The following is a 16895-nucleotide window of genomic DNA, read 5'->3' on the forward strand; positions in this document are numbered from 1 at the left end:
GCGACCAGCAGGCGAGTCGCCGTGCCTGGGACTAGCGAAATGTTCGGCTGATCGCGCTGCCGGTCTGGAACAGGGTGATCCACACCAGGAACTTCTGGACTGGACGCAGCGGCCATGCGACAAGTCCTCGCCACCCTTGGCGTCGCGACCAGGACCTGCTGATCCGCAGCTGTGTGCCACCGGTCGCGTTCGCCAAGGTGAATTCAGTCAGAATCGAATTACCCTGCGCGACGTCGGGATAGCCAAAGCTCCATGCGATCCTGTCCGGTTGGTGAATTGCGATGAGCTCAACACTGCGTCGACGAAACTGAGGCTTGATCTTCACAGGTTTGCCGTCTGGATAGATTGCGGGTGCCGTGCCCTCCCAGACCGTACCCGGCATCGCTTCTTGAGCGGTCTGGTCGAGGGTGCCGATGCTCGGTTCCCAGTCGGGGATACGTGCGGGATCTGTGAGGTACGCCCACACTTCGTCCAGTGGTGCGGATACGAAAGTCTCAATCGTTCCCGTGGTCCGTCCCTTCACTTTCGCTGCGAGGGGCATGGACTTCATAGAGGGCGAGACGGCCCGATCGAGGCGTTCGATGAGCGCATCGGATGTCGTGCCAAGGCGGCCGAGGATATCCGTGATCAGGCCGCTGGGCTCTGCGACGAGTTCCCGGAGAACGGCGGCAGCGTCGCCCGACTTGCCTTTGCTGCTGGATTTCGCGATGAGGTCCCGAGCGCGACGAGTCCACTCGTACCCATCCGTCTCATGGAACACGATGCGCCCGGCCTCGGGGAACGACGCCTCGATGCCGAGTGAAGTCAGCTGTGCATCACGTTGGTCCTCGACGGCGAGACGGGCGCTGTCAATGTCGATACCCAGCTCGCGCAGTGCGCAGCCGGCAGACTGGTCGTTGATGACCAATGCGAGGAACAGGTGGTCGATGTCGGCTTCGCGGAGCCCGAGCCGGGATGCTTCCTCCATGGCGGCCAGGGAAAGCGATTGGCTGGTCTGAGCGGCGCGGACGAGTTTGTTCATTTGTTCCTCCTGGGTGTCGAGATCGCGGGGTCAATTCTTTTGGAGTGCTTCTTGTGGGCAGCTTGTCGCGTCACTCCGAGCGCGTCGGCGATCTCCTGCCAACTCATGCCCGAACGCAACGCGGCCTCGACCTGCCGGAGTTCCAAGGTGTCAGCGAGCACGCGCAAGGACGCTACGGCCCGCAATCCTGCTTTCGGGTCGCTGGTATCGGCTGCTACTGCTGCGATCCGCGGAGACTCCATGTCGTCAACCTATGTTGCTAAGTGGCCGGATGTCAACCTGGGTTGCCTAATTGCTCGGCGAGTTTGGTGTTCGCTGGGCCAGGAGAGGGTCGACGCTTCGGGGATTCGCCGGGTACTGAGAGGTTGGTAAGGACGGCGACGTGGTTGAGTTCCGCTTCAACGTGTAGTTGCGCGCAATCCCGCGCTTTTTGAGGGCAGTTTGACACAAAATAAATGTGTCAAACTGCCCTTTGCGCCATGTCTGTGCCAAAGATCGGCGTTGATCGCTGGCTGAAGGCGTCAGAGGAAGTAGTCGTTAGCGTCCGGCCAGTTTTCTTCCCAGTCCTTATTCTTGGGTTGACTCGATAGCCACTGTCGTATGTTGACCAGAACTTCATTTACGAATCGGAGCAGATCCGCCTACTTCCGAACTAGAGTGCGGTCAGTCACGTTCTTGCGTAGCGCGTGCGCCGGTTTCTGGCGAGCCGACCTCACCAACTTGCGAGGCGTGACAGCCCGCTCCGTTTGTTCCGGAGTCACATGATTCATGGTCATGAGTTCTTGAAGACGTCCAATAGTCCCGAATGGATGCTGGCTCGTGTCGTTTTTCCCTGGAACGCCCGCTGCATCGAAAGCCGAATGTCTGAGATTCTCCGACAGTGCTTTGCCTAGCAGGCGAATGAAGTGATCCCACTCTCGCTGGTCTGATCTCAGAGTCCAACGCGTATCGTCGGGTAAATCGGAAGTCGAGAACAAAGGCTGCCCCAAATCTAGGGGATTCAAACGCACGGTGTGGTCTGCCGTACAACAAGCTGTACCATCGTGAGCATGAGTAGACGTTCGGTCAAAAAGGCAGTCGGGTACGTCGTCCACGACGGAAACCTGCTCGTGTTCACACACGACGATTACCCGGTGGAAGTCACTGGTGTGCAGGTGCCCGCTGGGTCAATCGCCGAGGGCGAGTCGCCTGCGCATGCCGTCGTGCGCGAGGTGGGGGAAGAGACCGGCCTCGCAGCCAGGATCGTTCGCTCGCTGGGCGTCGAGTCGTACGACATGTGGCCTGCGAAGCCTGAGGTGCACGAACGGCACTTCTTTCAACTTGAGCTGGTGGACTCGGACGTTCAAGTTAGGTGGAAGTGCGGTGAGAACGATGCATCTGACGGCGGGCAACCGGTCAGCTGGACGTGCTGGTGGATGAAGCTGAGCGATGCCCACGTTCTCTGTGCTGGCTTTGGCGCGCGACTTGGCAGCATCGGTATCGATGGCGATCTCTAAGGTTACTTCGTGCCAGAACTCGGTGGAGTTCCGCTTCAACGTGTAATTCTCATGTCTCAATCGCCCTCGGTTTCTCTTGGAGCCGGGGGCGATTTTTTGCATCGTGCCCTTGATTCATCACGAAGTGGCGCCGGAAGGAAAGCTCCTCCACATTAGCGATGCCGTTCAAGGTGCATGGGCCATTTCCCTTATGGGGCAACGCCGCAAGCAGGCTAAGGCACCAGGCCCCGCGTTACGGCGATCTAACCGACTGTCTGGGAGCCGGATCCGCGAGGCATTCCGGTCGGACTCCGCCGTGCGCTCTAGAGCTCTTACTTGGGTGGAGCCCCGAAGCGCGATTAGGGACCTGTTGAGTTCATGGGCACTCAAGTATCGGCCTGAGCTCCCTGCGGCCACTGCCCGCGGCGCGCAAGGAGCTGCCCTGCCGATCAGGCCCCGCAGAGGACGGGATTCTCCGGCACCTTGTGCGTGCGGAAGTCAGGCGTGATCCATCGCGTCGATGTATCGCGTCAGCGCGTCGCGGTTCTGCTGGAGCAGGACGATGCGCTCGGCCAGCTTGTCGCGCTGATCGACGAGCATCGCGCGCAGTTCAGGATCGGGATCGGCAACGATCGTGCTGCCAATGTCGTTCAGGCACGGCAGCATGTCGCGGATGATCCGGGTGGGGACCCCTGAGTCGAGCAGCCTGCGGATCTTCAGCACGCGCTCCACGAGATACTCGTCGTAGTCGCGGTACCCGTTCTCCAGCCGCAGCGGCGTGATGAGTCCCTGCTCCTCGTAGTACCGGAGCATGCGCGTGGGCACCCCAGTTCGATTGGCCAGCTCGCCGATCCGCATTCCCGTTCTCCTTCACATCCATGTCAAGGATACGGGTCGGAACTGCCTCCCGGCCACGGCAGCCCTCATCGAATCCGCCCGCAGGCTGCGCGCAATCGGCCATGGTGCCAGAGTCCGCGGGCCTGCAGGCAAGGTAATTTGACCTTTACATGGATGTCAATGTTCGATGATGGTTCCATGGACAAGGAACAACGCAAGATGATTCTCGGCTTGGCGCTGACTGACGGCTACGGCACCCTGCCCGGTGCCTGGCGGGCACCGCACGTCGACCCTGGAAACTACTCGAAGGTCGAGGCGAACATTCGCTACGCCCAAGCCGCCGAGCGCGGTGGCTTCTCGTTCGTATTCACGCCCGACTTCCCGGCCGTGCGGGGCAGCCTGGAGCATTCGACCGTCAGCAACATCATGGATCCGCTCATGGAGGCGGCCGCGATCTCGCAAGCGACGAACAACATCGGTTTCGTGCTCACGGGGTCCACAACGTTCCAGGAACCGTTCAACACGGCCCGGCAGTTCAAGACGCTGGACATCATGAGCCGTGGCCGCGCCGGTTGGAACGCCGTCACGACGAGCGACCAGCTCGTCGCGTCGAACTACGGCAAGCCCGTCGCGGACCGGGCCGAGCGATACCAGCGCGCCCATGAATCGATCCAGATCGTGCAGTCGCTCTGGGGCAGCTGGGAGATGGATGCCTGGATCAAGGACCAGGAATCGGGCCGCTTCATCGACCCCGCGAAGCTGCAGCCGATCAACCTCAGCGGCGAGTACGTCGCATCCCGTGGGCCGCTCGCGTTGCCGCCGTCGGAGCAAGGGCAGCCCGTCGTCTTCACCTCGGGAGGACCGAGCCCGCATCTGCTCGAGCTGGCGGGGCGCTATGCGAGCGGCTTCATCACGGAGGTGTGGACGATCGACGAGGCTCGCGCTGCGCGCAGGGCGCTGCGCCGGGCCGCCGAGGAAGCTGGCCGCAACCCCGACGACGTGAAGTTCATCGTCGGCATCATGACCACAGTGTCCCCAACGGTGCGCGAAGGGCTCGACCGGCGCCTGTCGATGTCAGGCGAGGTCATGGAGGCGCGCCTGCCGCACCTCAGCGCGATGATCGGTGTGCCGATCCTGTCCGAGCGCATCGACAAGCCGCTCACGCCCGAACAGCTGGCCAGCGCTCACGCCTCGCCGCAGGACCCGCGCTCCGGGATCGCGCTCAAGGTGGCGCGCGAGGGGTGGTCGCCGCGCGACATCCTCGCGCACGGCGTGATCGACTACCATCCCGTGACCGTGGGGCCGGGAACGGTGCACGCCGATCACCTGCAGGAATGGTTCGAGGCCGGTGCTGCCGACGGCTTCTGGCTGTCGCCCGATGTCTATGAGGACGGCGTTGACGCGTTCGTCGACGAGGTCGTGCCGATCCTGCGCGAACGCGGCCTCTATCCCGAGGACTACGTGGGCTCCACGTTGCGCGAGAACCTCGGCGTCCCCGGCCAGTACGGACTCGGCGACTGGCTGAAGTGATCACGCCTGATCGGATGCCTGCGAACTCGCTCGTGCGGGTGCCGCTGGTCGCGCCGCTCGTCTGATTGCAGGTCGCGAGAGCAGAGGCTGGCCTGTGCCGGAACCTCGTGGAGTCCAGGGATAATGCATAGTCGCGTTCCACGCTGATTACTGGATGAGCTGCGCCAGACAGAGGGCAGGATCCGCACGTTGGTGCGGGTCCGGCTCTTTTTCGTTGGACTCAGCCATCCCGGAAGCTCGGAAGGTGCGGGATACTGGCAAGGGAAATATGGCAGGAGACAGTAATCCATATCCCACGCATACCCCTGATACTTGAAGCAGTTACCGGAATCCAAAAGGAGGCCTGTCGTTGACGCGAGCAGACGATTCGAGCGAAGCCACGATACTTGAAACTGCGCTGGAGATTGTTGCGCACGCAGAACTGGCAGAGCAAGATGCCGCGGAGCTTCGCAGACTGTTCGATGCCGAGTACCTGCGGGATGCCGGCATCTGGGATCCGGATCTGCCATATGGCTATGCCCCGCATGATTTCCACATCATGGCCCGGTGCAAAGGCGAGGTTGTCGGCCATGTCGGGTGGGCGCGACGCACGATCGGTGTGGGAGGCCGCGACCTTGTCGTTGCAGGTGTGGGTGGAGTGTTGGTTTCCGAGCGCGCGCGGGGCCGCGGCCTAGGAGGGATCCTGATGAATCTCGTGGCTTCATCGATGGTTGATGCCGGCGGTATTGCGTTCGGCTATCTCGGTTGTCGCGAGGAGGTGGCCGCTTTCTACAGCTCGTGCGGATGGACTCGGATTTCCGCTGCCGAGCGTTCGATTAGCCGTGGAGGACAAGCAATTTACGACCCGGCGGGCCAACCCCTGCTCATTTTGCCCATCGAGTCCCAGCTTGCTTCCTGGCCACAAGGGGAAGTCGACCTTCGCGGGCGGGCGTGGTGACGCCCAAGCGATATCCTACGCAGGATATGACCGGGCTTGGCGATAGCCCGGGCTATTTTTCACGGTCGATGTTGTATATCCCCACAGCTCAACATACCGTTGGAAGAAAAAGGATCGAGCGCTAGGGAAGTGGAGGCAGATCGAATGAGGAAACTTCCCAAGGTAGCCTGGCTACGAGTCTCGGTGTACCTTGGCATCTCGATTTTGGGGCTGGCCTTGTTCCTTGCGTGCTATTGCATGATTTCCGGCCGGTCGCTCGCCGAGGCTCTTGGCAGCTTCTGGATCGCGATAGCAATTGCTCTTGCTACATCCGCTATCACTGCGGTACGCGACCAACGGCAAGACACTGGAACCGAGTACTCCGAGCCGGAACTATAGCCCCTGCCTTTCGGCTGGTTCAGTTGGAAGGCTTAGTTGCGATGCCGTCGAGCCACAGAACATCTGATTCGTCATTGTGCTTGCCTCCGGATCCAACGTGCTTGCTGGAGATATTCGGTCCCTTTTGAATGACATGGACCATCGCCATGCCGTGGCCCCGGCCCAGCTGGTAGTCCTCCTTGAGCCATGCCAGGATCTCTGCTGCTTTGACCCCTTCTTGGCCAAGGCCTTTCTCACGGGCGATCTCGATCAGCTGGCGAGCAGTGAGCCCGGTCTTCATTTCTATGGTGTCCAGATAGGCTTGAAATGACATGGAGAAACCTCTCGAAGGCATGAATAGGTGCCTCGAATACTAGACCTAATCCCACGCCGCGCATAGAAGTAGTAGCCGGAGGATGCCACGCGGCCAGCGCACGAGAACCACGGTGTGCTCCACGACTGGCATCCTTGCGGCCTTCCGCGTCTAATCGCCACCAGTGATGGCGCCCTGATCGGCAGCAACCAGGCTGGTTGAAATGACCCGCAGGCAAGTAAAGACGCATGCCTCGGGACAGTGGAGAACAGCTGCCCGCAAGTGCTGAAGCCTAGTTCCGTTCGCTGAATTCCAACGTGTAATTCTCCGCCGTTGGCAGGTGCCCGGGATCGTCTTCAAACGGCATGTAATCGACTGAATGCAGGTATCCGGCAACAACCCAGAGATCCAGATGCCCCAGCTCCTTGCCATCTTTTGAAACGAGAACAGTGGAGAATGGGCCACCACCATGCCGGACGCTTTGGCAATCGAGTTTGCTTGTGAAGGAAATCGAGAAGCACTCGCATTCTTTGAACTGGTAGCCGCCCCAACGCGCAAACTTCAGTTGCTGTCGAGCCTTTGCTGATTCAGCATCTGTGCCGCTGCAGAGCAAGGCCAGCAGCTCTAGTTCAGCAGGTCGAAGTTCTCCGCCTGGGACTCGCTTAGGTCGGTTATCCATGGGGACAGCCTATATTGCCCTGTGACTAGGAATTGCATCGCTACGTTCCTAGAGCAGCAGCATCGAAGAAGCTACCTCGGAGATCGCCGAAGACGGAATGGCAGTTGAAGCGTTTTCAAGGACGAGCAAGGAAGCGTTCGGGATTTCTTCGGCTAGCACTATACCGTTGCCGACGGGGAAAACGGATCCTTTGCACCGTGAACCACCAAGGTGGGGATATCGAGCTCGGACAGCCGCTCGCGCCAGCGCGGAGTGCAGTCCAGCTTGGAAAAGACGATCCCGATCTGGTTTGCCAGATGGGCTTCGGGCTCTGCGCTGGCCGTACGGTCCCAGATGCGGGAGGCCAAGTCCATGGCAACTTCTGGATCATTGCCTAGAATTTGCGAACCCTCGGCGGAGAATTGGGCAACGGCCGCGCGGTCTGCCCAATCCGGCATAGGGCGGGAAAACAGCTTGCCCATGGTTGCCTGGTCATGATCTGGCAAATCTTTGTCTACCGGACCGGGAGCTACTGGTCGTGTGCCTATCAGCGTCAGGGCGCCAAATGATTTGGGATGATCCAGCGCCGCAATCTGCGCGATCATGCCGCTGACTCCGATACCGGCTACATGCGCTGGACGGTTATCCAGTAATCTGGCCAGCGCTGCGGCATCCGAGGCCAGATCGCGCAGGTTGTAATCGGGTTTCATCGGGTTCCCGGCCGTTGATTCACCGCAATCCCGCAGGTCGTAGCGAACCACATGGCGCCCGCCAGCGGCCAGAGCCTGGCACAGGGTATCTGGCCAAGCAAGCATAGTGGTTCCGCCGATGAGGAGAACCAATGGATCACTTTTGCTGCCGAAGGATTCGGCACCGAGCTCAACACCGTTGGCTTCAACCGTTCCCATGCGCGACCTGCCTTTGCTATCAGAATCCAAGGATGGCTTGCCTGCCGTCCTGGGGTCAATAGGAATCGGAGTTCTAGAAGAGCGGCCAGGGCACGGCGGGCATCTGCCCCCTATGAGCAGGGAAGTGCCCTTCGCTGCGCAGGGTAGCGCAGCGCTCGGCGAGCGCCGCGATTTCTTCATCGGCTAGCAGCTGGGACAGTTCTTGGCCAAGTTCTGCGTCCAGGGCATCGCTGACCGTCCGGAGGCCGGCCAGTTCTTCTTCACCCAGCGGTTGGCCAACCCAACCCCAAAGCACGGTGCGCAGCTTGTGCTCTGCGTTGAAGCAGAGCCCATGATCGACTCCGTAGCGGTGGCTACCTGGCATGGCTAGAATGTGGTCGCCCTTGCGGTCTGCGTTGTTGACCAGTGCATCGAAGACCGCCATGCGCCGCAGCACAGGTGTATCCTCGTGGATCAACGTCATCTGCTGCCCCGATTCATCCTGCCCATGCAGAATGGTCTTCCAACCGCCAGCTGGCACCATGTCCGCGGCTACGATGTCTACTGGGCGCTGTCCTCGATCAACTTCTTGCCATAGCTGCACCATGCCTTCGCCAAACTGCCCTTCGCGCAGCCAAGTGCGCGGGACGAGGTTCCAGCCCAGGGCTTCAGATACGAGGAAGGCGGCAACTTCGCGGTATGCGAGGGTGCCATGGGGAAAATCCCAGAGGGGTTTCTCGCCAGCAATGGGCTTGTAGACCACGCTGTTCTCGCCGATGCTGCCCAGGAAAGTTGCATTGGAGGCGGTGGTGATGCGGCCGGTGAGTTCCAGCTGCGCGGTCAGCAGATCGGGCGAGCTCATTCGCCATTCTCATCTTTGCAAGTATGCCAATCCGGATCAATCGGATAACCGCAGTTGGCGCACATAGGCCGCCCAGCAGCCACGATCTCATGGGTGCGCATGGCGAAAGCGCGTGCAGTGCCTACGGGCATGCGCACGCGCAGCAGCGCGCCCGGTCCATCTGGATCAAAGTCGGCTTCATCTTCTTCGTTCAAGGAGAAGGCTTCCAGAACTACCTGCGCTACGGTGGCATCCCATCCGAGATTCATGGAACCCACCCGGAAGGACTCGTTGACTTCTTCCAGCGGATCGTTGTCAACCAGTTCCACCGGAGTATGTTCGGGAACGCTGAAGGGGTTGCCCTTGACGGTGGAGAGCTGATCGAGAATCTCGTCAATCATCTCGGCAACCACCGCGGCTTGCTGTTTTTCCAAGGCGATGCTGGACAGTTCCTTGCCGGCTCTTGCCTGGAGGTAGAAGGTGCGGGACCCGGGCTCGCCGATGGTGCCAATGACAATGCGGTCTGGCCAATTGAATTCGTTGACTGTTGCCGTCATTTCGCTCTCCTTAGTGTCCTGCTCCGCCGCCGACTGGGGCATCGGTTGTCTTGATTCCTGGGGCTAGCCAGGAGAGGTCTCCGGCGTCGGTGTTGATGGAATACACGCGAGGCGCACCGGTCCCGTAGTGCACAATTGATGCGGAAGCCGGGCCCACATTCAGTCGCTGGAACAGATCCAAATGCATTCCCAGCGCGTCAGCCAGTACCGACTTGATGATATCGCCATGGCTGAAGGCCGCCCATACCGCTCCGGCACCGTGCTCGGCCTCGATGGCCGCGTCATGGCGCCTGATGGCTGCTACTGCCCGGGATTGCATTCCGGCCATGGATTCGCCATCCGGGAAGGTCACCGAGGACGGAGCTGACTGCACTGCTTTCCATAGGTCTTCGGTGGCCAAGTCCTGCAGCGTGCGGCCTTGCCACTGGCCGTAGTCGCATTCCGAGAGTTCGGGTTCAATCAGCAATTGCGCCGCTGGGCTTTGCCGTTGCATGGCGAACTCCGCCGTCTGCACACAGCGTTCCAGCGGGCTTGAGACAACGCCAGCCAAGGGGAGCGCTGCTAGGCGTTCGGCGGTACGAATCGCCTGTTCTTCGCCGGTTTGGTCGAGGAATACTGAGGGGGTGCGTCCGGCCAGTACGCCGGTGGCGTTGGCGGTAGTGCGTCCGTGCCGCACAAGGATTACTGTGGCCATGAACCCAGCCTAGTCATGGAGATGGTGGCAAGCGACTCCTGGGCTGAAAACAGGTCCGGGGCTTCGAAGAGCCCGGCAGGTTCTGGAGGTGCGGTACCTTCACCCGTTGCACCCTTGCTGCAACGCGAGGGCCAGGGCTGATCATTGGTTCGCCGAGCGAACGCTATGGCTCGATGAGCGCCGGTCGAGGTGTGAGTTCAGTCCTCATAACAGCGCCTTTGCTCGTACCGGCTCACGGTATCGGGGTACCATGAAAGTTGGCCAATTCGGGGGCGGCAGCTCCCGGAAGTCCCTTGCAAATGACTCGTCGAAAGCGGCGACGCCATGATCCACCACTGGATGTGGCCTTATAAACGGAGTGATAATTCTTGTCTGGAGTCCTCCAGCAGCTAGCGTCAGAGCAGCGGTCTGATTCCAAGACACGCACCATCCTTGTCGACGGCGAGCATGCTGGCCGTCGGATCGAGAAGTTCCTCCGGGTCCAGCTCGAGACGGTGCCCGCCGGGCAGCTTTTCCGGCTGATGCGCAAAGGGCAACTGCGTGTCAACGGCAAGAAAGTCCAGGAGGGCTACCGGCTAGCCGTAAACGACCAGATCACGCTGCCGGCGCTATATGCAGAACAGGACGTGGCACCAGCCTTCGATGTCCCGGCACCCTTGCTCAAGCGGCTACGCAACTGCGTCCTGCACGAAGACCAGGACGTCCTGGTGATTGACAAGCCTGCAGGCGTCGCCGTGCACCGGGGAACCGATGTTCCTGCGGGGGTTATCGAAGCTTTCCGCCAGTTGCGCCCCGAGCTGCCGGACCTGGAATTGAGCCACCGGCTGGATCGCGATACTTCCGGGCTGCTGGTGTTGGCGAAGACCCCGAGCATGCTGCGCTACCTGCATGAGATGCTTCGGGAGAGCGAAGAGGAGATAGAACGCCATTACCTTGCGCTCGTTGCAGGGCATTGGAGCGAAAAGACCGAATCGATCCACTCGCCGCTGCTGCGCCGTGCCGACAAGGTCGTAGTTGATCCGAACGGGCAGCGAGCCGAAACCCATGTCACCGTGAAGCAGCGCGTAGGCCAGCGAGCCACCATTCTGGATGTGCAGCTGATGACCGGACGCAAGCACCAGATCCGGGTCCACCTGCAAAGCGAAGGCCATCCGATTGCCGGAGATGACCGGTATGGCTTCGCGAAGTTCAACCGCCGCGTCGAACAGCTTGGGGGTCGCGGGCTGTTCCTGCATGCGACTAAGCTGGTGATTCCCAAGCCCGATGGCCAGGAACTGGTGGTCGAGGCACCCATGCCGCAGCGCTGGAAGCAGCTGCTGAAGGCGGGGCTATAGCCCGAGCAAGGCTGGCACGAGGGGAAAAGATGGCTGAAGGACCCTGGAAGCACGTTGCCGAGGGAGTATTCCAGCGCAGATATGATCCGTTGGATATTACCGTGGGCGCGGTGCTCGGCGGGCATGGGGTGACGATCATCGATACCCGCAACAATGCACCCGAAGCACAAGAAATCCTTGACGAAGCCACAACGCAATTCGGACTGCCGATCGTTGCCGTGATCAACACCCACGCGCATTATGACCACACCTTCGGCAACCAGCTCTTTGCCCAGCGGGGAATCCCGATTTACGGCCATCACCGGATCCCCGCGCACTTCGAGCAGTTCGAGAAGCCCTGGCTTGAAATGGTGCAGCGCTCGCCGGAAATCGAGCCTGAAACGAATTGGGGCGGTGTAACGCTGACGCCGCCTAGCCACTTGCTGGCCGAACCCTGCACGGCAAATCTAGGCGGACGGGAAGTTGAACTGATCCCGCTGGGTGCTGGGCATACCGACACCGACCTTGCGATCCATATTCCTGATGCCAAGGCATGGTTCCTTGGCGACATCATCGAGCAGTCTGGTCCACCGATGTTCGGCTCGGGCGCCTATCCGATGAAGTGGCCTGTGGTGCTCCAATCCCTGCTAGCGCGCATCCAGCCGGGAGACGTGATTGTTCCAGGCCATGGAGAGCCCGTCGACCGGGAATTCGTCGTTCGGCAAATGCACTGCTTCGAGCTGCTCGCCACGACCCTGGGTTCGGCTCATGGGAACGGTGCGGCAATCAAGGACATTGCGTTCCCTGCAGAACTGCAAGAACTGTGGCCTGCCGATTTCCTTCTCGAAGCTGCCAAGGATGCCTACGCGCAGCTGCCGGATAACGCGAAGGAACCAGGAAAGCGCGGCGATTGAAGCCAGAGCATTAAATGACCTCATGGCCGGCACGTGACTGAGGGCAGCGGCGGAATGGGCGAAATGTCAGTATTCGTTCTTGATCACGAAGTACGAGCCGCGGATGGTCCCTGCAAGCTTGGACTTCTGGCGGGCGAACTTGAATTTCCCTTCCAGCTCGCTGGGCACAGCCATGCCATCGGAAAGCTTGAAGCCCACGGCGCGCTTCTCGCCGGGACCCAGGCCGTAGAGAACATTGATGGATAAGCCGGACTCGTAGAAGACATAGGCGCGCTTGGCGCCATCCGCCTCGAACACAGCTGCCTGCAATGGCTTCGATGCGATGTGCAAGTCGCGTTCCTGCGCCAGAATCGTGTGCACCCAAGCTATGGCTTCCCTAGCGTCGTCTGCTTGCTCCACGGCAAAGTCGTGGTTGAACTTGTTCTTCAGATAGCGCGCTTCGTTGGCGCGCAAGCCTGCCAGCGCGTCAGCAACAGGCGAAGTCTCAAGACCCTGGGTGGATACATCTTTGAAATCAACAAGGTATGGCAAGGGCATCCCTTCGGGCGGTGGCCCCGTGGATTCGGTAATTCGTTGTTATCGTACTCCGCGAAACTAGCCGAAGGCACTGAATCCGGTCAGGTCCCTGCCGAGGATCAATGCCTGCACAGACTCGGTTCCCTCATAGGTATGCAATGCCTCGATATCGCCGAAATGGCGAATCACGTGATTTTCCAGCAAGATTCCATTGCCGCCGAGCAGGTCGCGGGCGGTGGCTGCCACCCGGCGGGCAGCCCGGGTGTTGTGGTACTTCAGCAGCGAAGCTTGCGTGTCTTTCAACCTGCCGGCAGCCTGGGCACCGGCCACGGCCACGCACTGCAACTGCATATTGGTGATTTCGGCGAGCATCTGCGCCAATCGTTCCTGCACCATCTGGTGCGCGCCCAGGGGTTTGCCGAACTGCGTGCGCTGCTTGGCGTACTGCAGGGCCGCTTCGAAGACGAACTGGGCATGGCCTAGCGCCGACCAGCCAACATTCACCCGGGTTTCAACCAGTGCCCGCGAGACATCCTTGAATGCGCCGGCCCCGGTGAGCCTGGCGGATTCTGGAACGCGAACGTCCGTGAGCCGGATCTCTGCCTGTTCGATCGCGCGAAGCACGCCCTTGCCGCGCACCGGGGAAGCCTCGTAGCCAGGGGCCTGCTGGTCGAGAATGAACCCCTTGACCCGGGAGTCGGCGACGTCGCGTGCCCACACAATGGTGATGCCGCCGGCGGCTCCATTGCCGATCCATTTCTTGTGTCCATTGATGATCCAGTGATCCCCATCGCGCCGGGCACTGGAATCCAGGCCAACAGAGTCCGAGCCATGATGCGGCTCGCTGAGGGCGAAACCACCGAGCAGCTCACCGGAGGCCACGGGTTCCAGATACTTCTCCTGCTGTTCGGGGCTGCCGAAGAATTTCAGGCTGCGCAGCACCAGGCCGCCCTGCACCGCGGCGGCCGCGGCCATCGAACCGTCTGCGCGCGAAAGCTCCATGGCCACTAGGCCCGCGGCCAGCGGGGAGAAGTGGGCGTGGCCTGGAATCCGAAGACCGTCGGTGAACAAATCGAGTTCGCCCATGCGGCGAACCAGATCCAGCGGATAATGCGCGTTCTCCCAATGCTGGTTGATGCTGGGCAGGATCTCTACTCCGTAGTGCCGGGCGCGGGCCCAATGCTTGCGATCCTCGTCGGTGGCAGCATCGAAAGCGGATAGATAATCGATGTCCAAAGCCGAGGCCAGGTCGTAGGGTGCCCATGGGTCCCGGGTCAATGGGTGCCGCCCGAAGTCTTGTTGCGTTCGGCACGCAGCTGGCGCTTGAGCAATTTGCCCGATTGGTTGCGGGGCAGCTGTGCGGCAAAGTCCACCCGCTTGGGAACCTTGTAGTGCGCCAGCTTGGACTTGACGTGCTCGCGCACCTCTTCGGCGGTGAGCGTGGCGCCGGCCTTGAGCACAATGACCGCGGTCACCGCCTCGATCCAGCGTTCATCATCGATGCCCACCACCGCGACTTCCGCAACTTCGGGCAATTCGTAGATGCAGTCCTCCACTTCGCGCGGGGCCACCAGCACCCCGCCGGTATTGATGACGTCCTTGATGCGATCCACCACCTGGATGTAGCCGCCCTGGTCCATGACCACTTGGTCGCCGGAGCGGAACCAGCCGTCGGCAAATGCCTGCTCGGTTTCCGCCGGCTTGTTCCAGTAGCCGCTCATGACCTGTGCAGAACGGTATTGGATCTCGCCGGGCTCACCGGCACCGGCGAGCTTCCCCTCGGCGGTCATCACGCGCGCCTCGATGAAGAACACCGGGCGGCCGCAGGACGCGGGGCGTGCATCGTGCTCCTCGGGGCGCAGCACCGTGCACAACGGGCCGAGCTCGGACTGGCCAAAGCAGTTGTAGAACCCGATCTGCGGATAGCGGTCGCGCAAGCGGGCCAGCACGGTCACCGGCATGATCGAGGCACCGTACTGCGCCTTGGCCAACGAGCCCAGATCGCGGGTGTCCAGATCCGGGTGATTGCTCAGAGGCACCCAGACGGTGGGGGCCAAGAACAGCGAGCCGATACGTTCGGCTTCCACACGGTCCAGAATTTCGCCGATATCGGGTTTGGCGAGCAAGCGGATGCTGGCACCCAATGACAGATAGGGAAGCAGGAACACATGCATGGCCGCCGAGTGGTAGAGCGGCATCGCGATCAGCGGCCGGTCCGTGCCCTCCAGATCCAAAGCAATAATGGCTGAGACGTACTGGGCCACCAGCGCCGAATGGGTCATCATTGCGCCCTTGGGTGCCGAGGTGGTTCCGGAGGTATAGAGCAGCTGGGCCAGATCCGTGCCGGCCACCGCAGCTCCAGGCGGCGTAGCCTCCACGCTTTCATCCATCGCCGTTTCCAGCACGCTGGTTCCGGTTCCGGGCAGCAGCGGCCAAACATCCTTGACTGCCTGCAGGCCGCCGGCATCACGCAGTTCCTGGACCAGTTCGAGGCGGGACTCATCGGCGATGACCAGTGCGGCCCCGGAATCGTGCAGCAGGTAGCGCAACTCGTCGCCCCTGAGCGCGAAGTTCACCGGCACGTGGACCAGCCCGGCACTGGCGCAGGCGAGGAACAAGATGGCATAGGCGTCGCTGTTCGCTGCATAGGCAGCAACGCGCGAACCGTCCGGCAGGCCTGCCTGCCGCAACCGGGCAGTCACCCGATTCACCCCGTCGGCCAGCTGGCTGTAGGTCCAGTTCCGTTCCCCGAAGGCCAGGGCATTGTCCGCGGGGCAGCGGGCCACCGAGCGGCGCAGCAGCGCGCCAATGGTGTTCTGGTCATCGGAATTCATCGCCGAAGTGGCGCGCAATGCACACATGGTAGTTTCCTTTGCGGCGGGTGCGGGTAGCTAGAGGCGTTCGATGATGGTGACGTTGGCTTGGCCGCCGCCCTCGCACATGGTCTGCAGGCCGAAGCGGGTATCGCTGCGTTCCAGCTCATGGAGCAAGGAGGTCATCAGCCGTGCGCCGGTGGCACCGATGGGGTGGCCCAGGGCGATGGCGCCGCCATTGACGTTGACCTTGGACATGTCGGCGCCGGTTTCCTGCTGCCAGGCAAGCACTACCGCGGCGAAGGCCTCGTTGATTTCAATGCGGTCCATGTCTTCGATGCCCATCCCGGCGCGTGCCAGGGCATGCTTGGTGGCGCGGATCGGGGCCGATAGCATCATGACCGGGTCATCGCCTCGGGCCGAGATGTGGTGGATGCGGGCACGGGGCTTGAGCCCATAGCGTTTGACCGCGGCTTCGGAGGCAATGAGCAGCATCGCGGCACCGTCAGACATCTGCGATGCGGTGGCTGCCGTATGCGCGCCGCCTTCGGCAATCGGTGCCAGCGACTGCATCTTGGCGCGGTCCACGGGGCGTGGCCCCTCATCTGCAGCCAGGGAATCCAAAGCAAGGATCTCGCGGTCGAAGTATCCTTGCGCCTGGGCGTTCAATGCCCGCTGATGGGAGGCCACAGCGAAATCCTCCAACTGGGTGCGGGTGAGGCTCCAGCGTTCTGCCATCATCTCTGCGCCGCGGAACTGCGAGATTTCCTGCTCGCCGTAGCGGGACGCCCACAGCGTGGAGCCGGTGTAGGGATCGGGGAAGCCGAAGTCCTTGGCAGCGGAGTTGGAATAGGACAGGGGAATGCTCGACATGGACTGGACGCCACCGGCAACCACGAGGTCGCTGCTTCCGCTCATGACTGCTTGGGCCGCGTAGGAGATCGCCTGCTGCCCGGAGCCGCACTGGCGTTCTACCGTTGTCCCGGGGACGTGTTCGGAAAGGCCGGCGGCCAACCATGCGTTGCGGGCGATGTCCATGGCCTGGGGTCCCAGCTGGTCGATGCAGCCGAGGATGATCTCGTCGTATTGCTCGGAATCAATGTTGTTGCGGTTCACCAGTTCGGCCAGCGGCGCGGCGGCGAGATCCAGCGGATGCGTCTGCGCCAGAGACTTTCCCCGGCGTCCGACAGGTGTACGCAGCGCATCGATGATGTAGGCCTCGGGCATGGGCT

Annotated in this window: 18 protein-coding genes; 5 read left to right on the top strand and 13 right to left on the bottom strand. The window is 61.4% G+C overall.

Going from position 1 to position 16895, the window contains the following annotated elements:
• Positions 1 to 31: 31 nt before the first annotated feature.
• Positions 32 to 1021, bottom strand: coding sequence for an SRPBCC domain-containing protein (locus AC1Z36_RS08685; protein ID WP_105657582.1), 990 nt, complete (start codon positions 1019 to 1021; stop codon positions 32 to 34).
• Positions 1018 to 1263: a hypothetical protein gene (locus tag AC1Z36_RS08690; protein WP_105657581.1), complete on the bottom strand. Its 246-nt coding sequence runs from the start codon at positions 1261 to 1263 to the stop codon at positions 1018 to 1020. The genes AC1Z36_RS08685 and AC1Z36_RS08690 overlap by 4 nt, the downstream gene beginning before the upstream one ends.
• Positions 1264 to 2070: 807 nt before the next feature.
• Here AC1Z36_RS08690 and AC1Z36_RS08695 point away from each other — a divergent pair.
• Positions 2071 to 2517: an NUDIX domain-containing protein gene (locus tag AC1Z36_RS08695; protein WP_105657580.1), complete on the top strand. Its 447-nt coding sequence runs from the start codon at positions 2071 to 2073 to the stop codon at positions 2515 to 2517.
• Between the two features lie 477 nt (positions 2518 to 2994).
• On the opposite strand, the gene AC1Z36_RS08700 is transcribed toward AC1Z36_RS08695, so the two are convergent.
• The gene (locus tag AC1Z36_RS08700; protein ID WP_105657579.1) at positions 2995 to 3354 is read right to left on the bottom strand and encodes a MerR family transcriptional regulator; all 360 of its coding nucleotides are present in this window, start codon (positions 3352 to 3354) and stop codon (positions 2995 to 2997) included.
• A 177-nt stretch (positions 3355 to 3531) separates the two neighbouring features.
• Here AC1Z36_RS08700 and AC1Z36_RS08705 point away from each other — a divergent pair, with 177 nt between their 5' ends.
• Together AC1Z36_RS08705 and AC1Z36_RS08710 are read left to right on the top strand one after the other, a co-directional pair.
• On the top strand, positions 3532 to 4863 hold the full coding sequence (locus AC1Z36_RS08705; RefSeq protein WP_105657682.1) for an NtaA/DmoA family FMN-dependent monooxygenase: 1332 nt from the start codon (positions 3532 to 3534) through the stop codon (positions 4861 to 4863).
• Between the two features lie 349 nt (positions 4864 to 5212).
• Positions 5213 to 5800 carry a GNAT family N-acetyltransferase gene (locus AC1Z36_RS08710; protein ID WP_105657578.1) on the top strand — a complete coding sequence of 196 codons (588 nt, stop codon included), beginning with the start codon at positions 5213 to 5215 and terminating at the stop codon, positions 5798 to 5800.
• A 397-nt stretch (positions 5801 to 6197) separates the two neighbouring features.
• Here AC1Z36_RS08710 and AC1Z36_RS08715 read toward each other — a convergent pair whose 3' ends face one another.
• From AC1Z36_RS08715 to AC1Z36_RS08740, 6 genes are all read right to left on the bottom strand, one after another.
• Positions 6198 to 6491 (bottom strand): DUF4287 domain-containing protein, encoded by a 294-nt coding sequence (locus AC1Z36_RS08715; protein WP_105657576.1) that lies wholly within the window; start codon positions 6489 to 6491, stop codon positions 6198 to 6200.
• 271 nt (positions 6492 to 6762) lie between these two features.
• Positions 6763 to 7149 carry a hypothetical protein gene (locus AC1Z36_RS08720; RefSeq protein ID WP_133833660.1) on the bottom strand — a complete coding sequence of 129 codons (387 nt, stop codon included), beginning with the start codon at positions 7147 to 7149 and terminating at the stop codon, positions 6763 to 6765.
• A 158-nt stretch (positions 7150 to 7307) separates the two neighbouring features.
• Positions 7308 to 8036, bottom strand: a complete 729-nt coding sequence (locus AC1Z36_RS08725; RefSeq protein ID WP_286134191.1) for an alpha/beta fold hydrolase — start codon at positions 8034 to 8036, stop codon at positions 7308 to 7310.
• A gap of 73 nt (positions 8037 to 8109) precedes the next feature.
• Positions 8110 to 8877, bottom strand: a complete 768-nt coding sequence (locus AC1Z36_RS08730; RefSeq protein ID WP_105657574.1) for an SCO1664 family protein — start codon at positions 8875 to 8877, stop codon at positions 8110 to 8112.
• Positions 8874 to 9413, bottom strand: coding sequence for a DUF3090 domain-containing protein (locus tag AC1Z36_RS08735; protein ID WP_105657573.1), 540 nt, complete (start codon positions 9411 to 9413; stop codon positions 8874 to 8876). Before AC1Z36_RS08735 ends, AC1Z36_RS08730 begins: the two co-directional genes overlap by 4 nt.
• A gap of 10 nt (positions 9414 to 9423) precedes the next feature.
• Positions 9424 to 10107: an MSMEG_4193 family putative phosphomutase gene (locus AC1Z36_RS08740; protein WP_105657572.1), complete on the bottom strand. Its 684-nt coding sequence runs from the start codon at positions 10105 to 10107 to the stop codon at positions 9424 to 9426.
• 368 nt (positions 10108 to 10475) lie between these two features.
• Here AC1Z36_RS08740 and AC1Z36_RS08745 point away from each other — a divergent pair, with 368 nt between their 5' ends.
• The gene (locus AC1Z36_RS08745; protein ID WP_105657571.1) at positions 10476 to 11441 is read left to right on the top strand and encodes an RluA family pseudouridine synthase; all 966 of its coding nucleotides are present in this window, start codon (positions 10476 to 10478) and stop codon (positions 11439 to 11441) included.
• A 29-nt stretch (positions 11442 to 11470) separates the two neighbouring features.
• Complete coding sequence (locus tag AC1Z36_RS08750) at positions 11471 to 12334, top strand: MBL fold metallo-hydrolase (RefSeq protein WP_105657570.1); 864 nt, start codon at positions 11471 to 11473, stop codon at positions 12332 to 12334.
• Between the two features lie 66 nt (positions 12335 to 12400).
• On the opposite strand, the gene AC1Z36_RS08755 is transcribed toward AC1Z36_RS08750, so the two are convergent.
• The 4 genes from AC1Z36_RS08755 to AC1Z36_RS08770 all read right to left on the bottom strand — a co-directional run bounded on the left by AC1Z36_RS08755 (position 12401) and on the right by AC1Z36_RS08770 (position 16890).
• Entirely contained in the window at positions 12401 to 12865 is a 465-nt protein-coding gene (locus AC1Z36_RS08755; protein ID WP_105661581.1) for a phage tail protein, read from the bottom strand.
• Between the two features lie 63 nt (positions 12866 to 12928).
• Positions 12929 to 14128: an acyl-CoA dehydrogenase family protein gene (locus AC1Z36_RS08760; RefSeq protein WP_105657569.1), complete on the bottom strand. Its 1200-nt coding sequence runs from the start codon at positions 14126 to 14128 to the stop codon at positions 12929 to 12931.
• Entirely contained in the window at positions 14125 to 15711 is a 1587-nt protein-coding gene (locus AC1Z36_RS08765) for a fatty acyl-CoA synthetase (protein WP_219844123.1), read from the bottom strand. Before AC1Z36_RS08765 ends, AC1Z36_RS08760 begins: the two co-directional genes overlap by 4 nt.
• 30 nt (positions 15712 to 15741) lie before the next feature.
• A complete protein-coding gene (locus AC1Z36_RS08770; protein WP_105657568.1) occupies positions 15742 to 16890 on the bottom strand; it encodes an acetyl-CoA C-acetyltransferase in 1149 nt (382 codons plus the stop codon).
• Positions 16891 to 16895 lie beyond the last annotated feature (5 nt).

The organism is Glutamicibacter sp. BS14 (genome assembly GCF_056934375.1).

Excerpts from the sequence above, each read along its gene's own strand:
- AC1Z36_RS08685 (WP_105657582.1), bottom strand. The coding sequence starts at position 1,021 with ATGAACAAACTCGTCCGCGCCGCTCAGACCAGCCAATCGCTTTCCCTG.
- AC1Z36_RS08690 (WP_105657581.1), bottom strand. The coding sequence starts at position 1,263 with ATGGAGTCTCCGCGGATCGCAGCAGTAGCAGCCGATACCAGCGACCCG.
- AC1Z36_RS08695 (WP_105657580.1), top strand. The coding sequence starts at position 2,071 with ATGAGTAGACGTTCGGTCAAAAAGGCAGTCGGGTACGTCGTCCACGAC.
- AC1Z36_RS08700 (WP_105657579.1), bottom strand. The coding sequence starts at position 3,354 with ATGCGGATCGGCGAGCTGGCCAATCGAACTGGGGTGCCCACGCGCATG.
- AC1Z36_RS08705 (WP_105657682.1), top strand. The coding sequence starts at position 3,532 with ATGGACAAGGAACAACGCAAGATGATTCTCGGCTTGGCGCTGACTGAC.
- AC1Z36_RS08715 (WP_105657576.1), bottom strand. The coding sequence starts at position 6,491 with ATGTCATTTCAAGCCTATCTGGACACCATAGAAATGAAGACCGGGCTC.
- AC1Z36_RS08720 (WP_133833660.1), bottom strand. The coding sequence starts at position 7,149 with ATGGATAACCGACCTAAGCGAGTCCCAGGCGGAGAACTTCGACCTGCT.
- AC1Z36_RS08725 (WP_286134191.1), bottom strand. The coding sequence starts at position 8,036 with ATGGGAACGGTTGAAGCCAACGGTGTTGAGCTCGGTGCCGAATCCTTC.
- AC1Z36_RS08730 (WP_105657574.1), bottom strand. The coding sequence starts at position 8,877 with ATGAGCTCGCCCGATCTGCTGACCGCGCAGCTGGAACTCACCGGCCGC.
- AC1Z36_RS08735 (WP_105657573.1), bottom strand. The coding sequence starts at position 9,413 with ATGACGGCAACAGTCAACGAATTCAATTGGCCAGACCGCATTGTCATT.
- AC1Z36_RS08740 (WP_105657572.1), bottom strand. The coding sequence starts at position 10,107 with ATGGCCACAGTAATCCTTGTGCGGCACGGACGCACTACCGCCAACGCC.
- AC1Z36_RS08750 (WP_105657570.1), top strand. The coding sequence starts at position 11,471 with ATGGCTGAAGGACCCTGGAAGCACGTTGCCGAGGGAGTATTCCAGCGC.
- AC1Z36_RS08765 (WP_219844123.1), bottom strand. The coding sequence starts at position 15,711 with ATGTGTGCATTGCGCGCCACTTCGGCGATGAATTCCGATGACCAGAAC.
- AC1Z36_RS08770 (WP_105657568.1), bottom strand. The coding sequence starts at position 16,890 with ATGCCCGAGGCCTACATCATCGATGCGCTGCGTACACCTGTCGGACGC.